The following is a 23818-nucleotide window of genomic DNA, read 5'->3' as shown; positions in this document are numbered from 1 at the left end:
CGCCTCCCTTGGAAGTCCTTCTCGTCTACCCGGACTAGAAGGTCAGGACCGAGCCGGCCATGGTGGCCGTCGACAGGTCGAGCACGCCGGCCAGCTTGACCACATAGTCCGAGCCAGCGACGAAGACGTTGCTGTTGCTGGCGTCGATGACGACATAGGTGTCAACGCCGTCGGTGAACCAGTGGGCGACGGCCGTGGCGCCGCCGGTGGTGCTGGCGGCGGCCGCGTCCAGGGCGTTGGCGTAGGACCCGCCGTAGGTGACCGCCGCGCCCAGGGCGCCCGCGGTCGGTGCGCCGCCGACCAGCGCGAAGCTGATGCTGTCGCCGTGCGCGAAGTCGGTGATCGTCGTCGGGTTGGAGGCGCTGGCCGGGGCGAACTGCAGGTTCACCCGGTCGTTGCCCGCGCCCAGGGTGACGATGTTGTGCCCGTCCGACAGGGTGATGGTGTCGACGCCCGAGCCGCCCACATAGGTGACGTCGGCGGTCAGGGCCGAGGCGACCAGGGTGTTCGCGCCGGTGGCGCTGCCCTTGACCGTGACGGCGGAGGACGAGGCGCCCAGGGTGACGATCAGGCCGCCCAGGGTCAGGCCGCTGGCGTCCAGCGTGGTCAGGTGCGTCGTGTTCAGCGTCCCGAGATCCAGACCGGCGTTACCGCTGACGTTGAGGACCTTGAGCGCCGAGTCGGTGATGGGCGCCTTGTCGAAATAGGCCCCCGTCGGCGACGCCGAGGTGTCCTTGGTGGTGATGTTGATGGTCTCGACACCTGAGGTGAGCAGGGCGCCGATATCCTGGATGCCGGCCTTCGACAGGGTCAGGTTGATCGTGTCGTTGGTCCCGCCCGCGAAGGCGCTGTTGGTCAGCACGACGGAGCCACCGGCCGCCAGGTCGCCCATCAGCGTCAGGCTGCCGCCGGACGCGAAATTGGTCAGCTCGAAATTGTGAGCGCCCATGATGAGAAGATCGTCGGTGACCACCACGGACGCGAAGTTGCCCAGCATGCCCACATCGATGGCGTAGTCCCCGGCAAAGATAAAGTTGAGGTCGATTCGGAGGACTTCGAAGCCGGTGACTTGGCCGGCGAAGGCGTTGCTGCCCGAGAGGGTTTGAGCCACGTTGATGTCTAACGCCACCGTATCGGTCCCGCTGCCGCCGCTGATCGAACCGGTCCCGGAGACGCCGTTGAGGAAGATCAGGGTGTCGTCGCCGCCACCCAGGGTGCCGTTGGTGTTGACGACGCCATTGACCGTCGTGAGCGTGTCCGAGCCCGAGCCGCCGAGGAAGGTGGCGTAGTCCGGTCGGAACGTCAGGATGTTGGAGCCGGACGAGCCGCTGGCGTCGATCATGGTGATCGCGGTCGAGCTCAGGGTAGCGGTCAGGCTGGCCGCGCCGGTGATGTTGATCGTGTTCAGCGTGGTCATGCCGCTGGCCGAGGTCAGGGTCAGCCGGCTGGCGCCGCCTAGGTTCAGCGCGGTCAAGGCCGTGTCGTTGATGTTGGCCAGGGTCGAGGCCGTGGCCCCGGTCGTGACGTTGAACGTCGCGTACTTGTTGTTGGTGTCGGTCAGAGCCCCGCCGGTGACGCCGTTCAGCGTCAGGTTCAGGGTGGTGACGGGGCTGGTCGCGCCGGTGCTGTTGATGTTCACCGCGCCCGAGCCGTGGGCCAGCTTCAGCGTGGTCAGCGCGCTGTCGCCGATGCTGGCGGTGGTGTAGCCGTCAAGGTCGACCGAGGTGATCTTGCCCAGCGCGGCCGCGCCGGCGTTGACGTCGGTGATGGCGATAGCGCCCGGCGTTCCCGTGGTCTTGATCTTGACCGCGGTGGTCAGGGCCGAGCCGTTGATCGTCACCGCGCCGTCGGTCTGGGTGACGTCGACGCTGGTCCCGCCGGTGATGGTCAGCAGGCCCGCCGAACCGGCGGCGCTGCGGTTGACGGTGATCGCGCCGGTCGGGGCGGTGGTCCCGCCGATGTCGATCGTGCCCGTGGTGACGCCGTTGGCGGTCACGCTGACGTTCGCGCCGCCATTGAGCACGACGGGCAGGGCGCCCTGGCCGTTGACCGTGGCGACGACGGTGGTGGCCGTCGCCGTGGTCAGCACCGTCGAGCCGGCCGTGGTGGCGTTGAGCTTGGTCAAGCCGGTCCAGCTGGTCGTGTTGGCTGAGGTGTCGCCGGTGTTGACGAGGTTGAAGGTCTCGACGCCGCTGACGCTCGCGCCCGGCATGATGTACGCGCCGCCGCCCGTGGCGTCGACGGTCAGGGTGTCATTGCCGGCGCCGCCGTTGATCACGTCGGTTCCGTTGAAGGTCAGGTGCGTGCCGGTGATCGTGTCGTCGGCCCCGCCGCCCTGGGCGTTGTCGACCCCGGTGGTCAGGACGAGGCTGAGGGGTGTCGGGGGCGTGGGCGAATCTGGTGTGGGATAGGGCAGGGTGGCGCCCCGGTCGATCGCATGACCGGTGCCGTGAGAGGCCGATTCAATGACGGGCGCGTAAGTATAGACCATATTGGTGTTGTAGATGGCCGTGCCTTGGGCCATGGCGACCATGAAGTTGTTGGCCGCAGCGGCGTAGAGGCCGATATCGGCCTTGATCGAGGCGGCCATGACCAGGCCGGCCATCGCCGCCTTCACGGCCAGGTCCACCTGGGCGGCCGTCGAGTTGGCGGTGACCAGGCCGGCCTCGCGCACCGTCTGCAGGACCGCGTCCTTCGTGCCGATCAGATAGGCGATGGCGGCGTCGACATTGACGCTGGCGGCTTCTGCGTAGCTGCGGCCGATGATGGTCTGGTAGATCGACGCCACGTAGCTGTCGAAGTCCATTGCGCCGTACTTGCTGGCGAACGCGGACGCGCCCTCGCCATAGAGGCCCAGGTTGGCGGCGAAGTTGATGTAGCGGTTCTCGAGATTGAAACGCGCATAGTATGCGTCGTTAAGGTCGGTCGGGTTCGCGGTCGAGTTGACGAGGTAGGCTAGGCCCGCCGCCGTCGGGCTTTTGCCCGTGAAGAACTGATAGCTCAACAGCGCCAGGGCGGTGGAGTTGTCGGCGCTGTTGACGATGTTGCCTAGCAGCTGCGCGTCGGCCAACTGGCCGTTGGCGCTGAGCATCGCCTGGGTCTGGAAGAGGCTCTGCGTGGCCGCGTTTGGTGCGATCCCTACATGCACGGCCTTGTAGGCCAGGGACAGCTGTTCGAGCGTGTAGGACATTCGGTCAAATCTCTGGTTTCAAGGCGCGGGTCGCAGTCGCGGCACGGCCCCTCGGACCGACCACTTCGAGGCGAGACCTACGCCCTGACGTTGCACTCTCCTGCGCTTTAGGAGCTTATCTGGATATGGGAAATATCCACTTTTGGAAATTTTGAGGTGACCACTTTTGTCCAGTGGTTATCAAGTCTGGCCCCGGAAGGCCCTATGGCGCTTGGGGATAGTTCGTAGAGCCGTGTTTGTTGGTGTGATGAGGTCTCAGCGACGGAGATGTGGGACGTCCGCTGGCGCGCACTGCTACCCTGGATTACCTTGTCGATGATCACCCAAAGCGGTCGGCATTTGTTGTGAAGCGATACCGCCGCTTGCCGGATCGCCAATTCGAGACTTACGCGCGGCGACAACCGTCGCCAGCTTCACCAGCGACCCGCCTCTTCTGCGACCGCGCTACGCGCCCCAAAATGGCGGACTTATCGAGGTGCGCCATCGATCGGCGCCGACCATCTCGACCTGAGATACTGAATGTCGATTCCTGGAAGCGTCCCCAACGTCAGCTTATGGCGCAACCTTGCCAAAGACCGGGTGCGCTGGACCTCGCCGACCGCCGTGACTGTTGACCTTAGGCGATGATCCGGCATATTGCCAAGCATTCCCGGAGTTTCTCTTCCTTGTCGGTTGAATTGATGTGCTTCTTAAATTTGTAGATAATTAGATTCTTCTATGCGTGGACTTTGGAAATTGAATTTTCTCTCTATAGCAATTGTACGTTTTCGACACGGCGCGCCACTGTTCCTTTTGGAGCTTTCCGCGCTGAACCCAGCGCCGCCCTTTGGTGTTGTCATTGGATGACATCATCCTCGCTTCTCCCCTCGGCCTTGATCGGCGCTGTCGCGTCGGCCCGTTCCATGACGCCCATGGCGGCTCTCGCCACCGCGCGGTTGGCGGGCCGCGCCACGCCTGGGCGGCTGGTGCTGCTGGACCATCCGCTTTTCAAGTTCGGCGCGCTCGCGATGGGCGTTGGGGAGCTGTTTGGCGACAAGATGAAGACGGCGCCTGATCGGACAGTCTTCCTGGGCTTGCTGGCCCGGGTGATGAGCGCCGGCATCGCGGGCGCGGCGCTGGCGCCGAAGGGCAAGGAACGCGCGGGCGCGGCGGTCGCTGTGGGCGCCGCGGTTCCGCTCGCCTACCTCACCCTGGCCGGACGCAAGCGCGGCATGGCGCGCGTCGGCCAGACGCGAAGCGGGCTGATCGAGGACGCGATCATTGTCGCCGCCGGAGCCGCCGTCGTGGCCTTGGCTGTCGGCCGGCGGCCTCTCGGTTCGGTGGGGCCGTTCCTGCGCTGAGCGGCGGGCCGTCCCTAGACACCAATTTCGCTATGGCGCGTTGACTGGCCAGCAGAGGAGTTTTGCCATGCCCGCCAAGTCAGCCGCCCAGCAGAAAGCCGCTGGAGCCGCCCTGTCCGCCAAGCGCGGCGACACGCCCAAGAGCAAGCTGAAGGGCGCGTCCAAATCGATGCTGTCGATGAGCGAGAAACAGCTCGAGGAGTTCGCTCACACCAAGCGCAAGGGTAAACCCGAGCACGTCGGGGAACGGTGAGGCCACCGCGTCTTCATCTCGCCGCGCTGACAATGCTGATGGCCTGCGCGGCCTGTCAGCCGCTGTCCGAACTCGGCTTTGACCGGCGTCCCGTCCATATTACCGAGCCCATCGACGGCACGACCCGTGGCCGTCTGCTGAATGCGGTCGAGACGCCCCAGGCCTGCGCGGCATGGCTGGCCGGCGCGGGCCTGACCTTCCGGCCGGTCGCCGACCGGACCGAGGACACCTATTGCCAGGTGACCGGAGCCGGGAACCTGGTCGACGCCACGCCCAGGATCGATCCGGCCTTGTCGCCGGCGCGGCCGATGATGGCCTGTGATCTCGCCGCCGCCGTGGCGATCTGGCGTCGGCAGTCTGTGGGGCCGGCCGCCCGCGAGCTCCTAGGGACAGACGTGCGGCAGATCGACCATCTGGGTGTCTATGCCTGTCGCGGCGTCGGCGATCCGCTCACGGGCCGGCCCAGCGCACACGCGCGCGCCGAGGCCATCGACATCGCCGGCTTCCGACTGGCCAATGGCCGGCGTATCTCCGTCGAGAAGGACTGGAACGGGCAGAGGACCGAGGCGGCCTTCCTGCGCCGCGTGCGCGACGACGCCTGCCGCGTGTTCGGCGTGACCCTGTCGCCGGACTACAACGCCGCCCACGCCAACCACCTGCATCTGGAGATGGGGCGCGGAGGGCTATGCAGTTGAGGCATCAGAACGCTAGTCGATGGTCAGCACGATCCTGGGTCTCGCCGGCGACGAGGTCGAAGACCACGCCGATCCCGCCGGCGCCGCCATGGATCAGCACCTTCTGGCCGGCGGCAATCTGCTGGGCTAGGGCAGGCGGATTGGAGATCAGGCCGCCGAAAGGGCCGGTTCCGGCGCCATCTCGCCGTCGTGCTGATCGGGCCAGGTCGTGCGGCGGCGCAGAGCGGGGGCGAGGAACAGCACCGGCAGCTTGAAGAGCAGTAATTCACCATGGACGAAGCTGTCGATGGTGCGCTCGCGCCAATTGGCCTGACGTCGGCCATGGTCGATGAGCCAGGCGTCATAAGGGGCCCAATGACTGGGTTCGTCCTGCTCGATGACCCGGAAGATCTTGATGAGCTGGCTGTCCTTGGCGACCTTCGGATCGCGCAGCAGCGCCTCGACCTGGCGATGGCCGCGCTTCTCGGTCAGGGAAATGACCCGGCAGAGCCGTTCGAAGACATCCTCGCGGCCGATCTGGTGAGTGTCCAGGGCGTCGATCGGCGAGCCGAACACGATCTCCACGAACCGGTCGATGTGGCCGCACGCCCGGTCGATGTCGAAGGGCATGATCCCGCGCCGTTCGAACCAGCGGCGGAACATCAGATAGTGCTTGCGCTCGTCCGCCCGGTGGCTTTCCACCCGCGCGATCAGCGCCTGATCGTCGGGCCAGCTCACCTGGATCGCCGCCAGCATGCGGTCGATGGCCGTGTAGCCGCGATGCTCGTTGTAGAGATAGATCGAGCAGAGCAGCTCCAGGAACCGATGGTGAAACCCTTTGGCCATCTTGGCTTCCCCTGGCTCGGGCGTCTTGGACGCCGAGCTCTGCTGCTAACTTGGCTATAACGGCGGCCGACGCGGCTTGTTCCGGATACGAACCTTGGCGCTTGGCCTCTTTGGCCGCGCCGTTCCGCAACGACGCCGTAAGCGATCCGGAACGGCCAGGGACGGGCGACGTTGAGGCCCCATGGCCGCCACCGGACCCCACAACAGTTCCGCGACCGTCGTCTACGCCGCGCTGGCCGGAAACCTGGCCATCGCCGTCACCAAGTTCATCGCTTTCGGCCTGACCGGATCCTCGGCGATGCTGACCGAGGCGATCCACTCGGCCGTGGACACCGGCAATCAAGGCCTCCTTCTACTGGGTCTCAAACGTTCGGCGCGACCGCCCAGCCAGACCCATCCGTTCGGCTACGGCATGGAGCTCTACTTCTGGGCCTTCGTCGTGGCGCTGCTGATCTTCGCTCTGGGCGGGGCCTTCTCGATCTACGAAGGCTGGCTGAAGGTCCGGCGTCCCGAACCGATCGACCACGCCTGGATCAACTTCGTGGTCATCGGCCTGGCGATGATGTTCGAAGGCGGCTCGTTCCTGGTCGCCTGGAAGGAATTCAAACGCTCGCGCGGCGACACGCCGTTCCTCACCGCCTTGCGGCGCAGCAAGGATCCCTCGGTCTTCGCCGTACTGCTCGAGGATGGCGCGGCCCTGATCGGCCTGGTCCTGGCCGCACTGGGCGTGGCGGGCAGTTCGCTCGGCGTCGCCTGGGCCGATGGCGCGGCCTCGATAGCGATTGGGGTTCTGCTGGTGATGGTGGCGATCTTCCTGGCCAACGAGACCCGTAGCCTGCTGACGGGGGAGGCCGCCTCGCCACGCATCGTGGCGGCGGTCAACGCGACCCTGACCGCCGATCCTCGCGTCGAGACCGTCATCGAGGTGCTCTCCATGCACCTGGGGCCGCAGGAAATCCTCCTGGGCGTCACCCTGGACTTCAAGGACGCTCTGACCGCCGGCGAACTGGAAGACGCGGCCGACACGTTCGCCGACGCGATCCGGACGGTGGACCCGCGCATCACCCGGGTCTTCATTCGCTCGGGCAGAGCCCGACAGGCCTATGCCAGGCCGCTGCCGGCGTAAGGCACGGGTGTCAATGAAACGCCGTACTGAGCCAGTGCTTGTCGGCGAACTCGCCGATCCATATCCGGATGAAACGCTGGGCGTCCGCGTGCGACACCGGGATCGGACGCGCCCGCAGCGTCTCGACCAAGTCCAGGACGCCGGCGCGGAGATCGTCCCACTGCGCGAGCGTCTCGGCGTCCGCGACGCCGCTCTCCACGGCGTGACGTATCGCGGTCAGACGCTGGAAGACGGGATCGGTGTCGCCGGACGACGTGTCGAGGCGAGCAAAACGATAGGGGTGATCCATGGCGTGCGCGTCCTAGCGCCAGCTGGCGGCGGTCAGGCCCGTCTCGCGCGATCCGGCCAGGGCGGCCAGATCCTCGGCGCCGACACGGCACGACCAGCCATGGGCGGCCCGGATGCAGTCGACGCGGCGGGAGAACACCGCCGCCATCAAGCGCTTACGATCGATCGGCTCGGGGCCGGCGAGGGGCACGCGCACCCACTGCTCGGGACGCGGGCCCAGAGCCACGCAAATGACGCCGTCCTCGGGAACGTCAAGCACCGCGCCGGCGACGCTGGTGCGCGAAGAAGCCGCGCAGGCGCTGGCGGCATGGACGGTCACGCTCGCGAGCACGGTGGCGATTATGGCGGCCCTGACCGTGTCAGCCCGTGTCATTTGTTCATCCTGAAAGCCCACAGACCAACGTTCTGGCTAGGCCAATGTTCCCGCGTCGCCTTGGCGAACCGGCGTCCATTCCGCGCGGCGTCGTGAAACCTATCGTACGCCTGGGAATTGCTCCGCTAGCGTCACCGGCGGCGCGCGCGTGCGGAGCTTTCCATGCCAACGTCCAGAGGGATCGGCGCAATGCCGCTCCATCCCCTTCACGCCATTCTGCTGGCATTTCCGCTGGCTCTGTTTTCGTCGGGACTGGCCTCCGACATCGCCTATCTCAAGAGCGCGTTCGTCCAGTGGACGAACTTCTCGGCCTGGCTGATCGCCGGCGGCTGTTTCTTCGGTGGGCTGGTCCTGGCCTGGGCCATCGTCGCGGCGGTCTTCCCAGGACGCACCACGCGCGGACGGGCTCTGGCCTATCTGGCGGCGGTGGTGGTGATGTTCGTCGCCGGCCTGATCAATTCCTTCCAGCACAGCCACGACGGCTGGAGCTCGGTGGGATCGTTCGGCCTGACCCTGTCGATCGTCTCGACCCTGGCGGCGCTGGTCGCCGGCGCGATCGGTTATTCGGAACAATGCATGGAAGGGATCTCCCGATGAGCGCGCGCTGGCTTCTCCTCGCCGCCTCGGTGCTGGCCCTGCAGGGCTGCGGCCGCAGCGATCCGGGCCTCGACCAGACCGGGGCCGGCAAGCCGCCGCTGCCCGATCAGCAGCAGACCCTGCTGCCGCCGATGAAGATCGCCAAGCCGGCCGGCTGGGACAACGCGACTCCGACCGCGCCCAAGGGCTTTACCGTCACGGCCCTGGCCACCGACCTGAAGGTCCCGCGCCAGATGCTCGTCCTTCCCAACGGCGACATCCTGGTGGCCGAGGGCGCGGGCGGGGCGCAGGCGCCCAAGGTACGGCCCAAGGACATCATCGCCGGCTACATCAAGGCGACAGGCAAGACCAAGGTGAAGGGCGGCAACCGGATCACGCTGTTGCGGGACGCCGATGGCGACGGCCGGGCCGAGGTGAAGGAGACGCTGGTCGACGGCCTCAACGCGCCCTATGGCCTGGCCTTCGTCGACGGCCAGCTCTACGTCGCCAACCAGGACGCGTTGCTGCGTTTCCCGTTCCAGCCCGGCCAGACCAAGATCACCGCCAAGGGCGTCGAGGTCACCAAGTTGCCCTCGCGGATCAACCACCACTGGACCAAGTCGCTGGCCGCCAGCGCTGACGGGAGCAAGCTCTATGTCGGCATCGGCTCCAACAGCAATGTCGGCGAGCGCGGCCTGGACGTCGAGGAAGACCGCGCGACGGTCTGGGAGATCGATCGCCTGACCGGCGCGCATCGCGCGCTGGCGCAAGGCATCCGCAATCCGACGGCGCTGGCCATCGAGCCCACGACCAAAGCTCTCTGGGCCGTGGTCAACGAGCGTGACGAACTGGGCCCGCAGCTGGTGCCCGACTACCTGACGTCGGTGCGCGACGGGGCCTTCTACGGCTGGCCCTACAGCTATTGGGGCCAGAACGTCGATCCGCGCGTGCATCCGCAGAAGCCGGACATGGTGGCCAAGGCGACCGTGCCTGACTACGCCCTGGGCTCGCACGTGGCGGCGCTGGGCGTCAGCTTCGCGCGCGACGGCGGCTTCGGCGGCGACTTCCGCGAGGGGGTATTCGTCGGCCAGCACGGTAGCTGGAACCGCCAGGACCTCTCCGGTTACAAGGTCGTGTGGATCCCGTTCGCGGGCGGGCGTCCCAATGGCAAGCCGGTCGACTTCGTCACCGGCTTCCTCGACGGTCAGAAGGCGCGCGGTCGTCCGGTCGGCGTTGCTTTCGACCCGGCCAAGCGCATCTTGCTGATCGCCGACGACCTCTCCAACACCGTCTGGCGCGTGGCCCCGGCGAAGTGACCTAGCTCAGCCAGGCCGGCGCCGATCGCCAGACGATCGCGACGCCGGCCATGGCCGCGCCATAGGCCCGTGGTCAGGCGCTAAGCCTGAGCTACGCGCAGGCGGGTGTGGCCGGTATCGCGATCGGAGGGGTTAGAGCGCCACCTTGGCGTTGTCGCCCATTTCCGGCGCAGCGCCGGTCACGGCCGCCATGACCATCTTCGCTAGCGCCACGGCCTTGCCCGGGCTGTCCCACAGTTCGCCGTTCTCGGGCGTGAACGTCACAAGCCGGATCGACGGATCGGTCTCGTCCTCCCACCAGGCTTCATCGAACTTGGTCCACAGCTCGGCGATCTTGGTCCGGTCATCGCTCACGCGGGCCGTACCCATCATCACCACGTACTTGTAGTGGCTATTGTCGGCCCAGGCGCAGGAAACGCTGGGGAAGTGCTCGACCTGGCCGTTCTTGTCGCCTTCGACATCGACCAGGAAATAGACGGCATGCTCGTCGCGACGCACGCGCGCCGATAGCGGACGGCTGTGTTGCTGCTCGCCATCCCAGGTGGTGAACATGCAGATGTCGATCTTCTCGGCCAGCTCCCAGATGCGATCCTGCACCTCTTGGGGTGACTTGGGATTATCGTCGGTGCGTTCCTTGGCCATCGCCGTGTCCTCTTGAGTTGGACTTCCCAAACGCGCTGACGCCTTGCCCGTTGCCGTTCGTCAGGGCCTGTAGAGATCAGCGTCCGGATCGCGTTCGCCCCGCACCTCGGCCGCGACGATCTGCGAGGCGATGACCGAGTAGGTGATGCCGTTGCCGCCGAAGCCCATGACGGCCCAGGTGTGATCCATGCTTTGCACGGGGCCGATGCTGGGCAAGCCCGTCGTGCTCTCGCCAAAGGCGCCGGCCCAACCGTAGTCATGCTCGAACGTCACGTAGGGCAGTAGCCGCTGTAGCTTGGCGGCGATGATCTCGCCCTTCCGCTTCAGCTTCGCTTTGTCCTCATGGGCGGTCGCGGAGGCTTCATCCTCACCGCCGACGATCAGCCGACCGTCGCCGCCCATGCGCAGATAGAGGTAGGGATCGGACGCTTCCCAGACCAGCATGTCCCTCAGCCAGGTCGGGCAGCGCTGGCGCGGCTTGGAGGCTATCGCCCAGGTCGAGATGACCTCGGCTTGCGGCGTCGGGACGCTCTTGGGGAACTCGTAGCCGCAGCAGAACACCACCGACCTGGCCCGCACCGCGTGACCGGCATCGGTCAGCAGGGTCACTCCGTCGGGATCGCTGACGGCCTGCGCCACCTCGACCGGCGACCAGATCCGCGCGCCCCGCGCGTGGGCGCGCCTCAGCAGCGCCGCCGCCAGCCGAGCCGGGTCGCCGCTCGCCGAACCGCTTGAGAGGATGGCGCCGGTCCGTTCGATCCCGAACCGGTCGCGCAGCAGGGCGGCGTCGATATACTGGCTGTCGAGGCCGATCTCGACGCGCGCCTGCGCCTCGGCCTCCAGCGCGCGGTGGCCGTAGGCGTCGCCCGCCAGGTAGAGCGACGACTTGTCCTTCAGCCCGCAGACGATGCGCTCTTCGGCCACGATCTGTTTCAGCGCGTCCACGGCTAGACGGGATCTGAGATAGGCCCGTCGGGCTTTGGCCGCGCCGATCTTCTTCGCGAGCGCGGTGAGCGGAAGATCGATCTCCCATTGCAGCAGCGCGGTCGACGCCAGGGTCGATCCCATCAGCGGCGCGCGTCGATCCAGCACCGCGACCGAGTGATCCTTCGACAGCTCGTGGGCCATGAAGGCCCCGCTGATCCCGGCGCCGACGATGGCGACATCGACGCTGATCGCGGCGCCCAGCGGATGCGCCGGCACGCCCAGACCAGGACTATCAGCCCATAGCGATCGACCGGTCCGCAGGTCGCGTTTGATCGTGGCGCCGGTCATCAACACATCCTCTAGAGCGGAGGCTTAGCTCTTGAGGTCATTCGCGGTTCCTCAGGACCCGCGCCAAGGCAGAGATTGTCCTTGGTCGGCACAGGTTTGACGCGCATGGTGACGGGGTGACCATTCTCATCGTCGACTTCACGCTAACCCTGGGTCGAGGCTGAGATCAGCGTGGCAATCGATAGTCTTTCCGAGCTCGAACGCGACGCCCTGACCGAGCTGGTCAATATCGCCGTCAGCGGCGCGGCCACGCGACTGCGCGCCATGGTCGGGTCGGAAGTGTCCCTGAAAGTCCCGGTCGTCGAGATCCATGAAGCCGGAGACGCGAGGCGAGCGCTCGCCAGCTTCAACGGCGAGGCGCTGACGGTCGTGCGTCAGGAATTTTCCGGGCGGCTGAACGGCCAGACCATGCTGCTCTTCAGCCCCGACGACGGAAGCACCCTGGCGCGCGCCGTGCTGGGTGAAGGCTATTCCGAAGAAGACTATGCGGACCTGCTGGACGATACGCTGGGCGAGGTCGGCAATGTTCTGCTTCTAGGGCTTCTGGCCACGATCGGCTCGATGCTGGGCGTGACGTTCAAAGTGGCCATACCGACGGTCTCGATCCTGGTGGCGGACGAGCTGTTTCCGGCCGAAGACGGTCGCGTGGTCCTGCTGATCCACGTCGACTTCAACGTCCGCCAGATTAATGCGCGCGGCTATTTCGCGCTTGTCCTGGGGCTGGGCAGTTTTGCCGCCCTGCATGAAATCATCCGCGCTTTTCTGGCCGATCTGCTTGAGCCAGCGCCAGCCGAGTAGGCGGCATGCGGCCTATCTAGAGCACTGCCGCCGCCACGCCCGCGAAGTAACGGCAGCATTATTTTGAGTGTGTTTCCATCCGCAACAGCGCCAATCCTGTGGGCGTGATGTCCCATCCCTGGGCATTCCGCTCCGCGAAGCCGAAGTCGGTCAAAGCCCGCGCGCTGGAGATGTTGATGTAGGGAACCTCTTTGCCCCGGTGCTTGCGCTCCAGGTTCTCGAGGGCGTTCCGTTGGGCGTCGGTCAGATCCATGCCCAATCAACGCGCGCCGGACCGCAAAAGCCCAGATTTACTTCAGTGGAAAACCCGGCCCGTCAGCGCAGCAGGGGCGTGAGAGCCGCCAGGTCATTGCGCAGGGTGGTGGCCGCGACCCCGGCTTCGCCCATGGCGTGGCTTATCTGATCCAGGCCTAGCACCACATCGCCGGCGGCGTAGAGACCGGGGACGCTGGTGCGCTGATGGGCGTCGACCTTGATGCAGCCGTCGTCGGTGACCGCCGCGCCAAGGGCCCGGGCGAGGTTGGAATGGACGTCCGATCCCAGGGACGGATAGACGGCGTCGAAGCGCAAGCGACCCGCCGTGCAGGTCACGACCAGACCGTCGCGTTCGAGATGGAAATCACGCGCTGGGCCGGCGAAGCGTTTGACCCCGATGGCGTCGAGGCGAGCTCTGGCGGCGTCGTCCAGTCCATCCTCGCCCGTCAGGCCGATCAAGCTGACATCAGCGGTGTAGCTGCGGAGGAACTCAGCTTCCCGCGCGGCTCGCGGGCCACGGCCGACGACCGCCACAACTTGATCTGTGACCTCGTAGCCATCACAGACCGGGCAATAGCGCAGGCGGCCTTGCCGAAGCGCCTCGGCGTGAAGGCCGTCATCCATGAACGGTCGGCGGTTCGTCACGCCGGTGGCCAGCAGGACGGTGCGGGCCGGTATTTCGCGATCCGCCAGGGTGGCGAGGAAGCCTTCATGGCCGCGCTTCAGGTCCGTTACGCGGCCGGCGACCAGCGCGGCCCCATAGAGGGCCGCCTGTTCACGCATGCGCTCGAGCAGCGCCACGCCGGAGATCCCTTCGGGAAAACCGGCGTGGTTGCGGGTGAGCGGGATTTGCGCGGCGCGGCTGTCGCCGGCGTCGATCACCTGCACGGACAGGTGGAAGCGCGCGGCGTAGATCGCGGCGGTCAGGCCGGCGGGCCCGCCGCCGATGATCAGGCAGTCCAGCATGCCGCCAGGAGGGTCCTAGGCCGCCGCGACCAGTGGCTTGGGCGGCGGTCGCACCAGGGGCTCGCGCGCCCAGATGCGGCCGGCCGAGGCCGCGGCGATGAAGTCGTCGAGGCTGGCGTCGGGCAGGGCGATCAGGCCCGCGTCGTCGTCGGGGCCGACCTCGGTGATCCCGCCGGCCGCGAACAGCGGCGTGGCGGACGGCAGGTAGGCGATGACCTTCAGGTGGCCATAGGCGTCGCGCAGGAAGTTGACCGCCGCCGCCTCGATCGCCAGCTGCTCGCCGCCGTCCTCGGACGGCAGGATCGCCACCGCGTCGAACAGCACCGAGGGACCGCCATCGATCCTGTGGTCGACCGGCAGCACCGCGCCGCTGGCCATGGTGACGCCATAGATGGTCGGGCCGATGATCTGCAGCTTCGCGCCAGCCGCTTCGACGGCGGCCTTCAGCTTGGCGACCAGCTTGTCGTCGCAACCGTCACTGACCAGAGCGCCGACGTTGCGGCCCTCCAGGGTCGGCGTGGCCTTGGCCAGCAGGCTGAGCATCGGCGAGGGCTCCATGTCCTTGGCCGCGATCGGGGCGGGGGCGGGAACGATCTTGCCCGGGAAGCCAAGGCCCTCGGCCACCGACTGGGCCAGGAAGTCGTCGATGTGGATCAGGCGCGACAACACCGCCTCGCGGATGCGCGGCGTCACGCACTTGCTGAGCTCGAAGACCAGGGCCGCGACGATGTGGTCCTGTTCGGGCTTGGTCTGGCTGGCGAAGAACAGGCGCGCCTGGGTGTAGTGGTCGGCGAAGGTCTCGGGCCGCAGGCGCAGCTGCTCGCCGGCCTCGGGATTGGGGAAGGTCTGGTAGCCGGTCTCCAGCGACTCCCGCGCCACGGCCGCGCCCAGGCTGGAAGGTTCGTAGTTCACCTGACCCTTGGGCACGCCCATCTGCATGTGGCCGTCGCGCTGCAGGTTGTGGAACGGGCACTTGGGCTGGTTGATCGGGATCTGGTGGAAGTTGGGTCCGCCCAGGCGCTTGAGCTGGGTGTCCTGGTACGAGAACAGCCGACCCTGCAGCAGCGGGTCGTTGGTGAAGTCGATGCCGGGCACCACGTGCGCGGCGCAGTAGGCGACCTGCTCGGTCTCGGCGAAGAAGTTGTCCGGATTGCGGTCCAGCACCATGCGGCCGACCACGCGCAGGGGGACGACCTCCTCGGGGATCAGCTTGGTGGCGTCCAGCACATCGAAGTCGAAGCCGTCCGCCTGTTCCTGGGTGAAGGTCTGCAGGCAAAACTCCCACTCGGGGAAGTCGCCGCCCTCGATCGCTTCCCACAGGTCGCGGCGGTGGAAGTCGGGATCGGCGCCGTTGATCTTCAGAGCCTCGTCCCAGACCACCGACTGGGCGCCCAGCTTGGGTCGCCAGTGGAACTTGACGAAGGTGCTGTCGCCCGCCGCGTTGACGAGCCGGAAGGTGTGGACGCCGAAGCCTTCCATCATGCGCAGCGAGCGCGGGATCGCCCGGTCGCTCATCGCCCACATGATCATGTGCATGCTCTCGGGCGTCAGCGAGATGAAGTCCCAGAAGGTGTCGTGGGCGGTGGCCGCCTGTGGGAACTCGCGGTCGGGATCCTGCTTGGCGGCGTGGATCAGGTCGGGGAACTTGATGGCGTCCTGGATGAAGAACACCGGCATGTTGTTGCCGACGAGATCGAAGTTGCCCGCTTGCGTATAGAACTTGACCGCGAAGCCTCGTACGTCGCGCGGCAGGTCGGCCGAGCCCTTGTTGCCGGCCACGGTCGAGAAGCGGGTGAACACCGGGATGCGCTCGCCCGGCCGCTGCAGGAAGTCGGCGGCGGTGACATCGGCGCAGGAGTCCAGGCACTCGAAGAAGCCGTGCGCGGCCGAGCCACGGGCGTGGACCACGCGCTCGGGGATGCGCTCGTGGTCGAAGTGCATGATCTTTTCGCGCAGGATGAAATCCTGCAGCAGCACCGGCCCGCGCGCGCCGGCCTTCAGCGAATTCTGGTTATCGCCGATCGGCACGCCCTGGTTGGTGGTCAGCTGGGTGTCCGGACCGTCCGCCTGCTGGTGGGTCTCGCCGCCGGGCGCGACCAGGACTTCGCCCTCGGTCGAGGGACCGGCGGGTTGCGGGATCTTGGGTGCGGTCGAAGGCTTGGCGCTGGCGCGCGTGGCCTTGGTCTTCGCCGGGGTGGCCATGAGCGTCTTCCGATTGGATGGATGTGCAGGGCTAACGTCGGCCGCAAGTCGAGGTTGCGGTCGTCAAGCCGACACAGGGGCTCGGATCGACCTGAAAAAGACGCTTAGCCACCCGCTACCAGCCATATGCGCATCAGGAAGCGGAGCGATTGGCGGCGGGCCGTGTTGAGCGGTGCGACATATCCATGCTTGTATGACCGCTCTTCAGCGCTGATCGCGACGGGCGCTCGGGTGGGCTGAGGAGTGTTCCAGGATTGACCAGATGGCGCTTGTGAAGACGACGAGGCTGGCTGGTCGCGCCAAGACGGGTGGAACGCCGGCCGCACAAGATGAGCAGCCCGCCGTCAAACGCGCCCCGGCCCGCAAGCCTCGCGCCTATCGGGAGGGCGCCGAGGGGCGGATCAGCGCCGCGGTGCTCGAGCTCAGCAGCGGGTTGGCCGAGGCCGCCAGCGCCGTCGAGGAGTTGCGGCGCGCCCTGGCGCAGATCTCCAGCGGCGCCGAGGAAGCCGCCGGGGCGGCGCACGAATCGCTCGCGGCCACCAATGCGATGACCGAGCAGTTCCGGGAGGGGCGGGAACGCGCCGAGGCGGCGCGTCAGCGGGCCGAAGCGCTGCAGGGCATCCTGACCGAGTTTGGCGCCGCGGTCGGCGCGTCCATCAAGGCCGTGGCGGCCAACGCTCGGCGCCAGTTGATGACCGTCGACGCCGTGGCCCAACTGGACCAGCACGCGGCGCGGATCAACGAGATCACGGTCGCCGTTTCCGACATCGCCGACCAGACCAATCTCCTTGCCCTGAACGCCGCCATCGAGGCCGCGCGGGCGGGCGACGAGGGGCGTGGCTTCGCGGTCGTGGCCGACGAAGTGCGGGCCTTGGCCGAGGCGGCCGAGGCGAGATCGGGGAACATCAAGGACTCGGCCGAGCGCATGACGACGATGGTCCGCGACGTCGGTGGACGCCTGCGCCGCGCCGCGACGACGGCCGAGGCCGAGGCGGCCTCGGCGACCAGGATCCTGTCGACGCTGGAGACGATCCGTACCGAGATGGCGCGGCTGAGCCAGGACAGCCAGATGGTGTTGATCGCGGCCGTGGAGGCCGCGTCCGCGACGAACGAGATGCGACGCGGTTCCGAAAGCATCTCCAGCGCGGCCGAGGAACAGGCCGCGGCCGCCACGGAAGCCCAGCGCTCGATCCAGCAGCAGGGGCAGTCCCTGGACCAGAGCCAGAGCGCGGCCGAGTCCCTGAGCGAACTGGTCGAGATCGGGACCACGGGGGCCGGTGCGGCCTCCGCCGCCAGCGAGACCGCGGCGGCGGCGGAAGAACTTTCAGCGGCGATCCAGGAGCTTTCCGGTTCGGCGGATGAAATCCTCGTCGCCATCGACCAGATCAGCCGAGGCGCGCAGATCCAGGCCGCGGCGACCCAGCAGGCCAGCGCCGCGATGACCGAGATCGAGCGGGCCGCGCGATTGTCCAGCGTCAACGGCGCGGAGAGCGCGACGCGGGCCGAGACGATGCGGGGGCTGCTGGAGGAAAGCCGTCAGGCGATCTCGTCGCTGGTCGAGAATGTGGAGGCGGCCACGGCCGAAAATCGCTCGGTGCTGGACGCCGTCGAAGCTCTGGAACTGGAAAGCGCGGCGACCGCCAAGCTGGTGGACGGGCTCTCGCTGATCGCCGTCCAGACCACCATGCTGGCCACCAGCGGCGCGGTCGAGGCGGCCAGGGCGGGCGAGGCCGGTCGCGGCTTCGCCGTGGTGTCCGGCGATATCCGGACCCTGGCGCGAGACGCGTCGGGAAACGCCGAGTCCGTCAAGGACCTGATCGCGGCGATCTCGGTGCAGATCGGCAAGGTCCGCCGCGAGGTCGACCAGACCGTGGCCGTCGCGGAGGTGGAAGTCGATCGCAACCGCGCGATCGAAGAGCGGCTCGGGGCGGTGGTGCAGGAGGCCGAGGCGCTGCGCGCGGGCGCGCATGATATCGCCGAGGGCGGCGAGGCCATCCTATCGGCCTGCGCCCAGGTATCGGCGGGCGTGAGCCAGATCGCGGTCGCCGCCGAGCAGGCCAGCGCCGCGGCGAGCCAGGCCGCCGTCGCGGCCCGTCAGCAGTCCCAGGCGGCCGAGGAGCTGGCGGCCGCGATCGAGGAAATCGCTCTCCTGGCCAGCGAGCTCCAGCGCGCGGCCGAGGCATGAGCGCGGACCACGGCGCTCGTCGACGGTTGACCGTCCGAGCGGCCGGCGCCCGGATGTCGCTGCCCGCCCAGGCCGTCGCCGAGGTGATCAAGCGTCCCCGGCTGACCCGCGTGCCGCACGCGCCGCCCGGTCTGCTGGGCGTGGCGCATCTGCGTGGGACCGTTCTGCCGATCGTGTCGTTGGGACAGATGCTGGGCCTGGACGGCGAGGATGGTGACCGCGTCGTCGTGCTGCGGCGCGACCCGCCGGTCGGTTTGGTCGTCGACGGGGTCGAGGCCCTGGCGTTCGCCGACGGCGAGGCGGAGGACGGCGATACCCGGCTGCGGCTCTCGCGCGCCGACGGGACGCCCTGGCTGGATCTGGACGAAGCGCTGGACGCCAAGTTCGCCGTTGATCGGGGGCGTCGCCGGGCGGTCGCTGTCGAGGCGGCGCGTCCGACGCTTCAACAGGTGAGCGAACCCGATCTCGCCTTTCTGGGGTTCAGCCTCGTGGGACAGAGCTACGGCCTGCCGCTGGACGCCGTCGTCGAGGTGGCGGCCGTTCCGAAGGCTATCGCCGAACTCCCGCGCACCGAGGCGGTGCTGCTAGGCGTTAGCGACTATCGCGACCAGGTCCTGCCAGTGCTGTCGGCGCGAGGCCTGCTGGGCCTGGCGGGCGACACGATCAACGGACGCCTCGTGGTCGTGCGCGTCGGCGGCGAGCGGGTTGGCCTGGTCATCGACGAGGTCAATGCGATCGTGCGGGCCTCGGCCGATCGCCTGGGCAAGGCGCCCAGCCTGTTCAACCGCGGCGGCGGCGAGGCGCGCATCGATACGGTGCTGCGGCTGGCCGATGGCCGCGGCGTCCTGGCGATCCTGACCCCGGATCGCCTGTTGAGCGACGAACGTGTAGCCCAGTGGCTGGCGCTCGGAAGTGGTTCCAAGGAGGCCGATATGGCCGAGACCCGACAGGCGGCGATCCGCGAGCGCTTCGTCATCCTTCGGCTCGGCGACGAGCGCTACGGTCTGCCGATCGCGGCCGTCGACGAGGTCGTGCGCGCGCCGGACCAATTCACCAGGCTTCCCAAGGCTCCGGCGTATGTTCGGGGCGTCATGAACCTGCGCGGCAAGACCCTGCCGGTGATCGACCAGCGCCTGCGCTTCTCGGCGCCCGGTCAGCCGGCCGCGAACGGCCGCGTGGTCGTCGTCACGGTGGACGGCCTGCAAGCCGGCTTCGCGGTGGATGGCGCCAGCGAGATCCTGGAAATCAGCGCGGACGAGCTGCTGCCCGCGCCGAAACTCTCGGGAGATCAGGCCCGTTTGTTCGATCGCGCCGTGGAGCGCGGGGGCGAAGTCATCTTGCTGGTCGATCCGAAAACACTGCTCGCGCGGGCCGAGGCCGACCTGCTGCGCGACATGACCCGGGCGTCATCCACTTCGTGACAAAGGTCCTGGTCGTCGACGACTCGGCTCTGATCCGGCGCGTCCTGAGCGAAATCCTCTCCGAAGCTGGTTTCGAGGTCGCCATCGCGCGCGATGGGGTCGAGGCCCTGGCGAAGCTGAGCAGCTTCCTGCCCGACGTCGTGACTCTCGACGTCCAGATGCCGGGCATGAGCGGGCTGGAGTGCCTGGACCAGATCATGTTGCAGCGGCCATGTCCGGTCGTGATGGTCTCTTCGCTGACCGCCGCTGGCGCCGAGGAAACATTGACCGCTCTCGAACTCGGCGCGGTCGATTTCGTGCCTAAGCCCGATGGCGTCATGTCCTTGGCGGCCGGCGAACTGGCGCCGGTCCTGGTCGAGAAAGTCCGGGCCGCCGCGACCGCGCGGGTCGGGCGCGCCCATCGCCTGGTCGAGCGCCTTCGCGCGCGACGCGGCGAGATCAAAAGTCCGACGCGACCACCGCTTCGCCCGATCCGAACCATCAAGGCGGCGAGCGGCGAAGTCGGGAAAGAGCCAAAGGGGTTGGTCGTGGTCGGTGCGTCGACGGGCGGCCCCGCCGCGCTCGAGACCGTGCTCTGTGACATCCCTGGCGACTTCCCGTGGCCTATCCTTGTCGCCCAGCACATGCCCGCGACCTTCACCGGCTCGCTGGCATCGCGGCTGAACGGGCTGAGCGCTCTGACCGTCAGCGAGGTGACGGCGCCTACGCGTCTGGAGGCGGGCGGCATCTACATCGCGCGTGGCGGCGCGGACATGGTGGTCAGTCGCCGTGTGTCCGGTCTGGTGGCCCTGCCGGCGCCGGCGGACGAGAAGTACCGCTGGCATCCGAGCGTCGATCGGCTGGTCGCCAGCGCCATGGCCCAGGTCCCGCCCGAACAACTCGTCGGTGTGCTGATGACCGGCATGGGCGATGACGGCGCGCGGGAGATGACGGCGCTTCACAAGGCTGGCGGCCTGACGATCGCCGAGGCCGAGGACACGGCCGTCGTCTGGGGCATGCCGGGATCGCTGGTTCGGGCCGGCGGCGCGAACGCGGTCGAACCGCTGGAGGCCATAGCTGGCCGCCTAGTCGCGATGGTGCCGCGATGACCGCGGCCTTCACCGACGACGAATTGGAACGGTTGCGGGACTATCTCTATCGCCAGACCGGCATGTGGTTCGGCGAGGCCAAGCGCTACTATATCGAGCGCCGCTTGACCGATCGGCTCGCGCACGCCGGCGGGGACTTCGCCAGCTACATGTCGCTGCTGCGTATCGACAGCGAAGAGCGCCAGGCCCTGATCAACGCCTTCACGGTCAACGAGACCTATTTCTACCGCGAGGAGCACCAGCTGGCCTGCCTGGGCCGCGAGCTGCTGCCCGATATCGTTTCGCGCCGACGGCCCGGCGACAAGGTGCGGATCTGGTCGTTGCCGTGTTCGACCGGTGAGGAGACCTATTCCATCGCCCTGTGGCTGCTGGAGAACTGGCGCCTGGTCGACGCCTACAACATCGAGATCGTCGGATCCGACATCGACACCCATGCGCTCGACGGCGCCCGCGCGGGGCTCTATGGCGAGCGCGCCCTGTCTCGGCTGCCGGAGGCCGTGCGAGAGGGCTATTTCGAACCAGCCAAGCGCCATCGCCGCAAGATCATCGACGACCTGCGCGAGTCCGTGACCTTCACCCACGCCAACCTGATCGACGGCGTGCGCCTAAAGGAGCAGGGCGCGTTCGACGTGATCTTCTGCCGCAACGTGCTGATCTATTTCGACGAGGCCTCGCGCCTGACGGCCGCCCAAAACCTCTATGACCGACTGACGCCGGGCGGTTATCTGTGTCTGGGCCACACCGAGTCCATGAGCCGGATCGACGAGCGCTTCCTCGTCCGTCGGTTCGAGGACGCGGTGGTGTTCCAGCGCCCGGAGGACGCGCGGTGATCGACGAACTCCTGGCCCAGTTCCTGATCGAAGGCCGCGAGCAGGCGCTGCAGGCCAGCGCCGATCTGGCGGCCCTGCAGCACGCGCCACAGGACGTCGCGCGGCTCGACAGCTGCTTCCGCGCCGTCCACACCCTCAAGGGCTCCGCCGACCTGCTGGGGCTGAAACCGCTCGGGCGTGTGCTGCACGTGGCCGAGGACAGGCTGGGCGCCCTGCGCGGTGGCGCGGCGGTCGCGTCGGACTTCAACAGGCTCGTCGCGGTCGTGGACCAGGTTGAGCGCTGGCTGGACGCGCTGGAGGCGACCGGCGCGCTACCGGCCGATGCGGACGCGGTCGCCGACCGCTTGCTGGCCGCGCTGGGATCGGCCGAAGACGGCGCGGCGGCCCCTGTCGCCGCCAGAGACAGCGCCGCGCCTTTCGCGGGCAAGGCGGGGACCGCCATCCGCTATACGCCGCGCGCCGATTGCTATTTCACGGGCGACGATCCGATCGCCATCATCTCGGCCGTGCCGGGCCTGGCCGAGCTGCGCATGGACCTGCGCGAGCCGGTTGGCGACCGCGCGCTCTATGATCCTTTCACCTGCAACCTGGTGATCCAGGCCCTGTCCACGGCGGACTGGAGCCTGGTCGAGGCGTCCCTGCGGCTGGTGCGCGATCAGGTCGAACTGACCCGGCAGGCGCCGACGCCCGTCGAACCGGTGACGCCGATCGAGGCCGACACGAGCCGGCGCACGCTGCGCATCGACGCCGCCCGGATCGATCAGCTGGCCGACATCACCGACCAACTGGTGGTCGCCAAGAGCGGCTTTGGCGACCTTGCCGCCCAGGCCGACCGGCTGGAAGGCGGGCAGGGGCTGGGTTCGGCCTTGCGGGCGCGCCAGGCCGAGCTGGACCGGCTGGTCGCCAGCCTGCACGCCACGGTCGGCCGCGCGCGGTTGACGCCGCTGACGCCGTTGTTCGGGCGCTTCCCGCGCCTGGTCCGCGAGATCGCCGCCGGCCTGGGCAAGGCGGTGTCGCTGGAGGTCGAGGGCGGCGAGGTCGAGGTCGACAAGGCCGTGGTCGACGGCCTGTTCGAGCCCTTGCTGCATGTGGTGCGCAACGCCGTCGACCATGGCGTCGAGGCCGAGGCGATCCGCCAGGCGGCCGGCAAGTCCGCCCAGGCCGTCATCAAGCTTTTGGCTCGGGCGGTCGGCGATCAGGTGGTGGTCGAGGTGACGGACGATGGCGGCGGCGTCGATCCCGCGCGCATCCGCGCCCGAGCCCTGTCGCGCGGCCTTATCGACGAGGTGGCGGCGAGCGCGTTGGACGATACGGATCTGATCGACTTGATCTTCCTGCCCGGCTTCTCGACCGCGGATACCGTCAGCAACGTCTCCGGACGTGGGGTCGGCATGGACGCGGTGCGGTCGGCCACGGCGAAGCTGGGCGGCCGGGTCGAGGTCGCCAGCCAGCTCGGGCGCGGCTCGACGATCCGGCTGGTCCTGCCGATCCGCATGGTGCTGGCGCGCCTGCTCGTGGTGGTGGCCGGGCACGAGCATTTCGGCCTGATGCTGGAAGACATCGTCGAGGTCACGCGGGTGTCGGCGAGCCAGGTCGTTCCTGTCCGCGCCGGCCATGCCTTCGTCCTGCGCGACGAGGTGGTGCCGCTGGTCTGGCTGGAACAAACGGTAGGCGGCGCCGGCGGAAACCTTAGCGCCGTCGATCGCGTCGTGGTGGCCCGGGTTGATGGCGAACTCGTCGGCTTCGCCGTCGACGCGGTCCTGGATCGCATCGATGCGGTGGTCAGGCCGATGAGCGGCCTGCTGTCCGGCGCGGCCGGCGTGGTCGGATCGACCCTGACGTCCGACGGTGACGTGCTGCTGATCCTGAACCTGGCGGAGCTTCTGGCATGAAGGCCTCCCGCGACCGCGACGTCATCCATTTGAGCGGCCACTGTCGGGTGGAAGACGCAGAGGCGCTCACAGCTCTGCTACAGCCTTCCGAAGGCGTGATTGTCGACATATCGGGGTGTGACAGCCTCCATGCCGCCGTCGTACAGGTATTGCTGGCATTCGATGCGTCCGTCGTCGGCGAGCCAGCCGAGTCGTTCTTGCGGGGCCGTCTTCTTCCGGCGCTCGTCCGGAAGGCCGACTAGGTCGAGACTATTGTGTTCGTCGCCTTGTGAAGGCGGCAAG

Annotated in this window: 22 protein-coding genes and 1 pseudogene; 14 read left to right on the top strand and 9 right to left on the bottom strand. The window is 67.8% G+C overall.

The genetic code is table 11. The features are described 5' to 3' along the window. Positions 1–34: 34 nt before the first annotated feature. A complete protein-coding gene (locus AC07NI_RS07845; protein ID WP_494617652.1) occupies positions 35–3190 on the bottom strand; it encodes a hypothetical protein in 3156 nt (1051 codons plus the stop codon). A 911-nt stretch (positions 3191–4101) separates the two neighbouring features. Here AC07NI_RS07845 and AC07NI_RS07840 point away from each other — a divergent pair. The 3 genes from AC07NI_RS07840 to AC07NI_RS07830 all read left to right on the top strand — a co-directional run bounded on the left by AC07NI_RS07840 (position 4102) and on the right by AC07NI_RS07830 (position 5478). Next, a complete protein-coding gene (locus tag AC07NI_RS07840; RefSeq protein ID WP_494617651.1) occupies positions 4102–4530 on the top strand; it encodes a hypothetical protein in 429 nt (142 codons plus the stop codon). A gap of 67 nt (positions 4531–4597) precedes the next feature. Then, positions 4598–4783, top strand: a complete 186-nt coding sequence (locus AC07NI_RS07835) for a DUF3008 family protein (RefSeq protein WP_494617648.1) — start codon at positions 4598–4600, stop codon at positions 4781–4783. Positions 4784–4815: 32 nt separating this feature from the next. Next, positions 4816–5478, top strand: coding sequence for an extensin family protein (locus tag AC07NI_RS07830; protein WP_494617644.1), 663 nt, complete (start codon positions 4816–4818; stop codon positions 5476–5478). A 147-nt stretch (positions 5479–5625) separates the two neighbouring features. Here the strand turns inward: AC07NI_RS07830 and AC07NI_RS07825 are convergent, their stop codons facing one another. Then, complete coding sequence (locus AC07NI_RS07825) at positions 5626–6303, bottom strand: ferritin-like domain-containing protein (RefSeq protein WP_494617641.1); 678 nt, start codon at positions 6301–6303, stop codon at positions 5626–5628. A gap of 181 nt (positions 6304–6484) precedes the next feature. Here AC07NI_RS07825 and AC07NI_RS07820 point away from each other — a divergent pair, with 181 nt between their 5' ends. Next, on the top strand, positions 6485–7429 hold the full coding sequence (locus tag AC07NI_RS07820; protein ID WP_494617637.1) for a cation diffusion facilitator family transporter: 945 nt from the start codon (positions 6485–6487) through the stop codon (positions 7427–7429). 10 nt (positions 7430–7439) lie between these two features. Here the strand turns inward: AC07NI_RS07820 and AC07NI_RS07815 are convergent, their stop codons facing one another. Further along, complete coding sequence (locus AC07NI_RS07815; protein ID WP_494617633.1) at positions 7440–7718, bottom strand: hypothetical protein; 279 nt, start codon at positions 7716–7718, stop codon at positions 7440–7442. A 12-nt stretch (positions 7719–7730) separates the two neighbouring features. Next, positions 7731–8090 (bottom strand): hypothetical protein, encoded by a 360-nt coding sequence (locus AC07NI_RS07810; protein ID WP_494617631.1) that lies wholly within the window; start codon positions 8088–8090, stop codon positions 7731–7733. A gap of 189 nt (positions 8091–8279) precedes the next feature. On the opposite strand from AC07NI_RS07810, the gene AC07NI_RS07805 reads away from it, so the two are divergent. Beyond that, positions 8280–8687 (top strand): DUF2231 domain-containing protein, encoded by a 408-nt coding sequence (locus AC07NI_RS07805; RefSeq protein WP_494617628.1) that lies wholly within the window; start codon positions 8280–8282, stop codon positions 8685–8687. Continuing rightward, the gene (locus AC07NI_RS07800) at positions 8684–9982 is read left to right on the top strand and encodes a PQQ-dependent sugar dehydrogenase (RefSeq protein WP_494617624.1); all 1299 of its coding nucleotides are present in this window, start codon (positions 8684–8686) and stop codon (positions 9980–9982) included. The genes AC07NI_RS07805 and AC07NI_RS07800 overlap by 4 nt, the downstream gene beginning before the upstream one ends. A gap of 132 nt (positions 9983–10114) precedes the next feature. Here AC07NI_RS07800 and AC07NI_RS07795 read toward each other — a convergent pair whose 3' ends face one another. Then, on the bottom strand, positions 10115–10624 hold the full coding sequence (locus AC07NI_RS07795) for a pyridoxamine 5'-phosphate oxidase family protein (RefSeq protein WP_494617618.1): 510 nt from the start codon (positions 10622–10624) through the stop codon (positions 10115–10117). A gap of 60 nt (positions 10625–10684) precedes the next feature. Then, positions 10685–11899, bottom strand: coding sequence for an NAD(P)/FAD-dependent oxidoreductase (locus AC07NI_RS07790; RefSeq protein WP_494617613.1), 1215 nt, complete (start codon positions 11897–11899; stop codon positions 10685–10687). A gap of 171 nt (positions 11900–12070) precedes the next feature. Between AC07NI_RS07790 and AC07NI_RS07785 the strand changes: the two genes are divergently transcribed. Beyond that, entirely contained in the window at positions 12071–12697 is a 627-nt protein-coding gene (locus AC07NI_RS07785; protein WP_494617609.1) for a hypothetical protein, read from the top strand. 58 nt (positions 12698–12755) lie between these two features. Here AC07NI_RS07785 and AC07NI_RS07780 read toward each other — a convergent pair whose 3' ends face one another. The 3 genes from AC07NI_RS07780 to AC07NI_RS07770 all read right to left on the bottom strand — a co-directional run bounded on the left by AC07NI_RS07780 (position 12756) and on the right by AC07NI_RS07770 (position 16120). Next, the gene (locus tag AC07NI_RS07780; RefSeq protein WP_494617607.1) at positions 12756–12950 is read right to left on the bottom strand and encodes a hypothetical protein; all 195 of its coding nucleotides are present in this window, start codon (positions 12948–12950) and stop codon (positions 12756–12758) included. A 62-nt stretch (positions 12951–13012) separates the two neighbouring features. Further along, positions 13013–13918 carry an NAD(P)/FAD-dependent oxidoreductase gene (locus AC07NI_RS07775; protein WP_494617605.1) on the bottom strand — a complete coding sequence of 302 codons (906 nt, stop codon included), beginning with the start codon at positions 13916–13918 and terminating at the stop codon, positions 13013–13015. Between the two features lie 15 nt (positions 13919–13933). Then, a complete protein-coding gene (locus AC07NI_RS07770; RefSeq protein ID WP_494617603.1) occupies positions 13934–16120 on the bottom strand; it encodes a catalase in 2187 nt (728 codons plus the stop codon). A gap of 262 nt (positions 16121–16382) precedes the next feature. Between AC07NI_RS07770 and AC07NI_RS07765 the strand changes: the two are divergent. The 7 genes and pseudogenes from AC07NI_RS07765 to AC07NI_RS07735 form a co-directional block, all read left to right on the top strand. Beyond that, positions 16383–17201: pseudogene (locus AC07NI_RS07765) on the top strand (methyl-accepting chemotaxis protein); the annotation flags it as partial. Then, positions 17190–18305, top strand: coding sequence for a methyl-accepting chemotaxis protein (locus AC07NI_RS07760; RefSeq protein ID WP_494618311.1), 1116 nt, complete (start codon positions 17190–17192; stop codon positions 18303–18305). The pseudogene AC07NI_RS07765 and the gene AC07NI_RS07760, both read left to right, overlap by 12 nt. Then, positions 18302–19726 (top strand): chemotaxis protein CheW, encoded by a 1425-nt coding sequence (locus AC07NI_RS07755; RefSeq protein ID WP_494617600.1) that lies wholly within the window; start codon positions 18302–18304, stop codon positions 19724–19726. The genes AC07NI_RS07760 and AC07NI_RS07755 overlap by 4 nt, the downstream gene beginning before the upstream one ends. Further along, entirely contained in the window at positions 19723–20814 is a 1092-nt protein-coding gene (gene cheB, locus AC07NI_RS07750; protein ID WP_494617598.1) for a chemotaxis-specific protein-glutamate methyltransferase CheB, read from the top strand. The genes AC07NI_RS07755 and cheB overlap by 4 nt, the downstream gene beginning before the upstream one ends. Continuing rightward, entirely contained in the window at positions 20811–21644 is an 834-nt protein-coding gene (locus AC07NI_RS07745) for a CheR family methyltransferase (protein WP_494617596.1), read from the top strand. The genes cheB and AC07NI_RS07745 overlap by 4 nt, the downstream gene beginning before the upstream one ends. Next, a complete protein-coding gene (locus AC07NI_RS07740) occupies positions 21641–23536 on the top strand; it encodes a chemotaxis protein CheA (RefSeq protein ID WP_494617594.1) in 1896 nt (631 codons plus the stop codon). Before AC07NI_RS07745 ends, AC07NI_RS07740 begins: the two co-directional genes overlap by 4 nt. Further along, entirely contained in the window at positions 23533–23778 is a 246-nt protein-coding gene (locus tag AC07NI_RS07735) for a hypothetical protein (RefSeq protein ID WP_494617593.1), read from the top strand. Before AC07NI_RS07740 ends, AC07NI_RS07735 begins: the two co-directional genes overlap by 4 nt. The last annotated feature ends 40 nt before the right edge of the window (positions 23779–23818 follow it).

Source organism: Caulobacter sp. GW821-FHT10E02 (genome assembly GCF_059415225.1).
Note: the sequence above shows the minus strand (reverse complement) of the source record. Positions and strands in the feature narration are given on the sequence as shown.

Coding starts and splice junctions, on each gene's coding strand:
- AC07NI_RS07845 (WP_494617652.1), bottom strand. CDS start 3,190: ATGTCCTACACGCTCGAACAGCTGTCCCTGGCCTACAAGGCCGTGCAT.
- AC07NI_RS07840 (WP_494617651.1), top strand. CDS start 4,102: ATGGCGGCTCTCGCCACCGCGCGGTTGGCGGGCCGCGCCACGCCTGGG.
- AC07NI_RS07835 (WP_494617648.1), top strand. CDS start 4,598: ATGCCCGCCAAGTCAGCCGCCCAGCAGAAAGCCGCTGGAGCCGCCCTG.
- AC07NI_RS07830 (WP_494617644.1), top strand. CDS start 4,816: ATGCTGATGGCCTGCGCGGCCTGTCAGCCGCTGTCCGAACTCGGCTTT.
- AC07NI_RS07825 (WP_494617641.1), bottom strand. CDS start 6,303: ATGGCCAAAGGGTTTCACCATCGGTTCCTGGAGCTGCTCTGCTCGATC.
- AC07NI_RS07820 (WP_494617637.1), top strand. CDS start 6,485: ATGGCCGCCACCGGACCCCACAACAGTTCCGCGACCGTCGTCTACGCC.
- AC07NI_RS07815 (WP_494617633.1), bottom strand. CDS start 7,718: ATGGATCACCCCTATCGTTTTGCTCGCCTCGACACGTCGTCCGGCGAC.
- AC07NI_RS07810 (WP_494617631.1), bottom strand. CDS start 8,090: ATGACACGGGCTGACACGGTCAGGGCCGCCATAATCGCCACCGTGCTC.
- AC07NI_RS07805 (WP_494617628.1), top strand. CDS start 8,280: ATGCCGCTCCATCCCCTTCACGCCATTCTGCTGGCATTTCCGCTGGCT.
- AC07NI_RS07800 (WP_494617624.1), top strand. CDS start 8,684: ATGAGCGCGCGCTGGCTTCTCCTCGCCGCCTCGGTGCTGGCCCTGCAG.
- AC07NI_RS07795 (WP_494617618.1), bottom strand. CDS start 10,624: ATGGCCAAGGAACGCACCGACGATAATCCCAAGTCACCCCAAGAGGTG.
- AC07NI_RS07790 (WP_494617613.1), bottom strand. CDS start 11,899: ATGACCGGCGCCACGATCAAACGCGACCTGCGGACCGGTCGATCGCTA.
- AC07NI_RS07780 (WP_494617607.1), bottom strand. CDS start 12,950: ATGGATCTGACCGACGCCCAACGGAACGCCCTCGAGAACCTGGAGCGC.
- AC07NI_RS07775 (WP_494617605.1), bottom strand. CDS start 13,918: ATGCTGGACTGCCTGATCATCGGCGGCGGGCCCGCCGGCCTGACCGCC.
- AC07NI_RS07770 (WP_494617603.1), bottom strand. CDS start 16,120: ATGGCCACCCCGGCGAAGACCAAGGCCACGCGCGCCAGCGCCAAGCCT.
- AC07NI_RS07760 (WP_494618311.1), top strand. CDS start 17,190: ATGGTGTTGATCGCGGCCGTGGAGGCCGCGTCCGCGACGAACGAGATG.
- AC07NI_RS07755 (WP_494617600.1), top strand. CDS start 18,302: ATGAGCGCGGACCACGGCGCTCGTCGACGGTTGACCGTCCGAGCGGCC.
- AC07NI_RS07745 (WP_494617596.1), top strand. CDS start 20,811: ATGACCGCGGCCTTCACCGACGACGAATTGGAACGGTTGCGGGACTAT.
- AC07NI_RS07735 (WP_494617593.1), top strand. CDS start 23,533: ATGAAGGCCTCCCGCGACCGCGACGTCATCCATTTGAGCGGCCACTGT.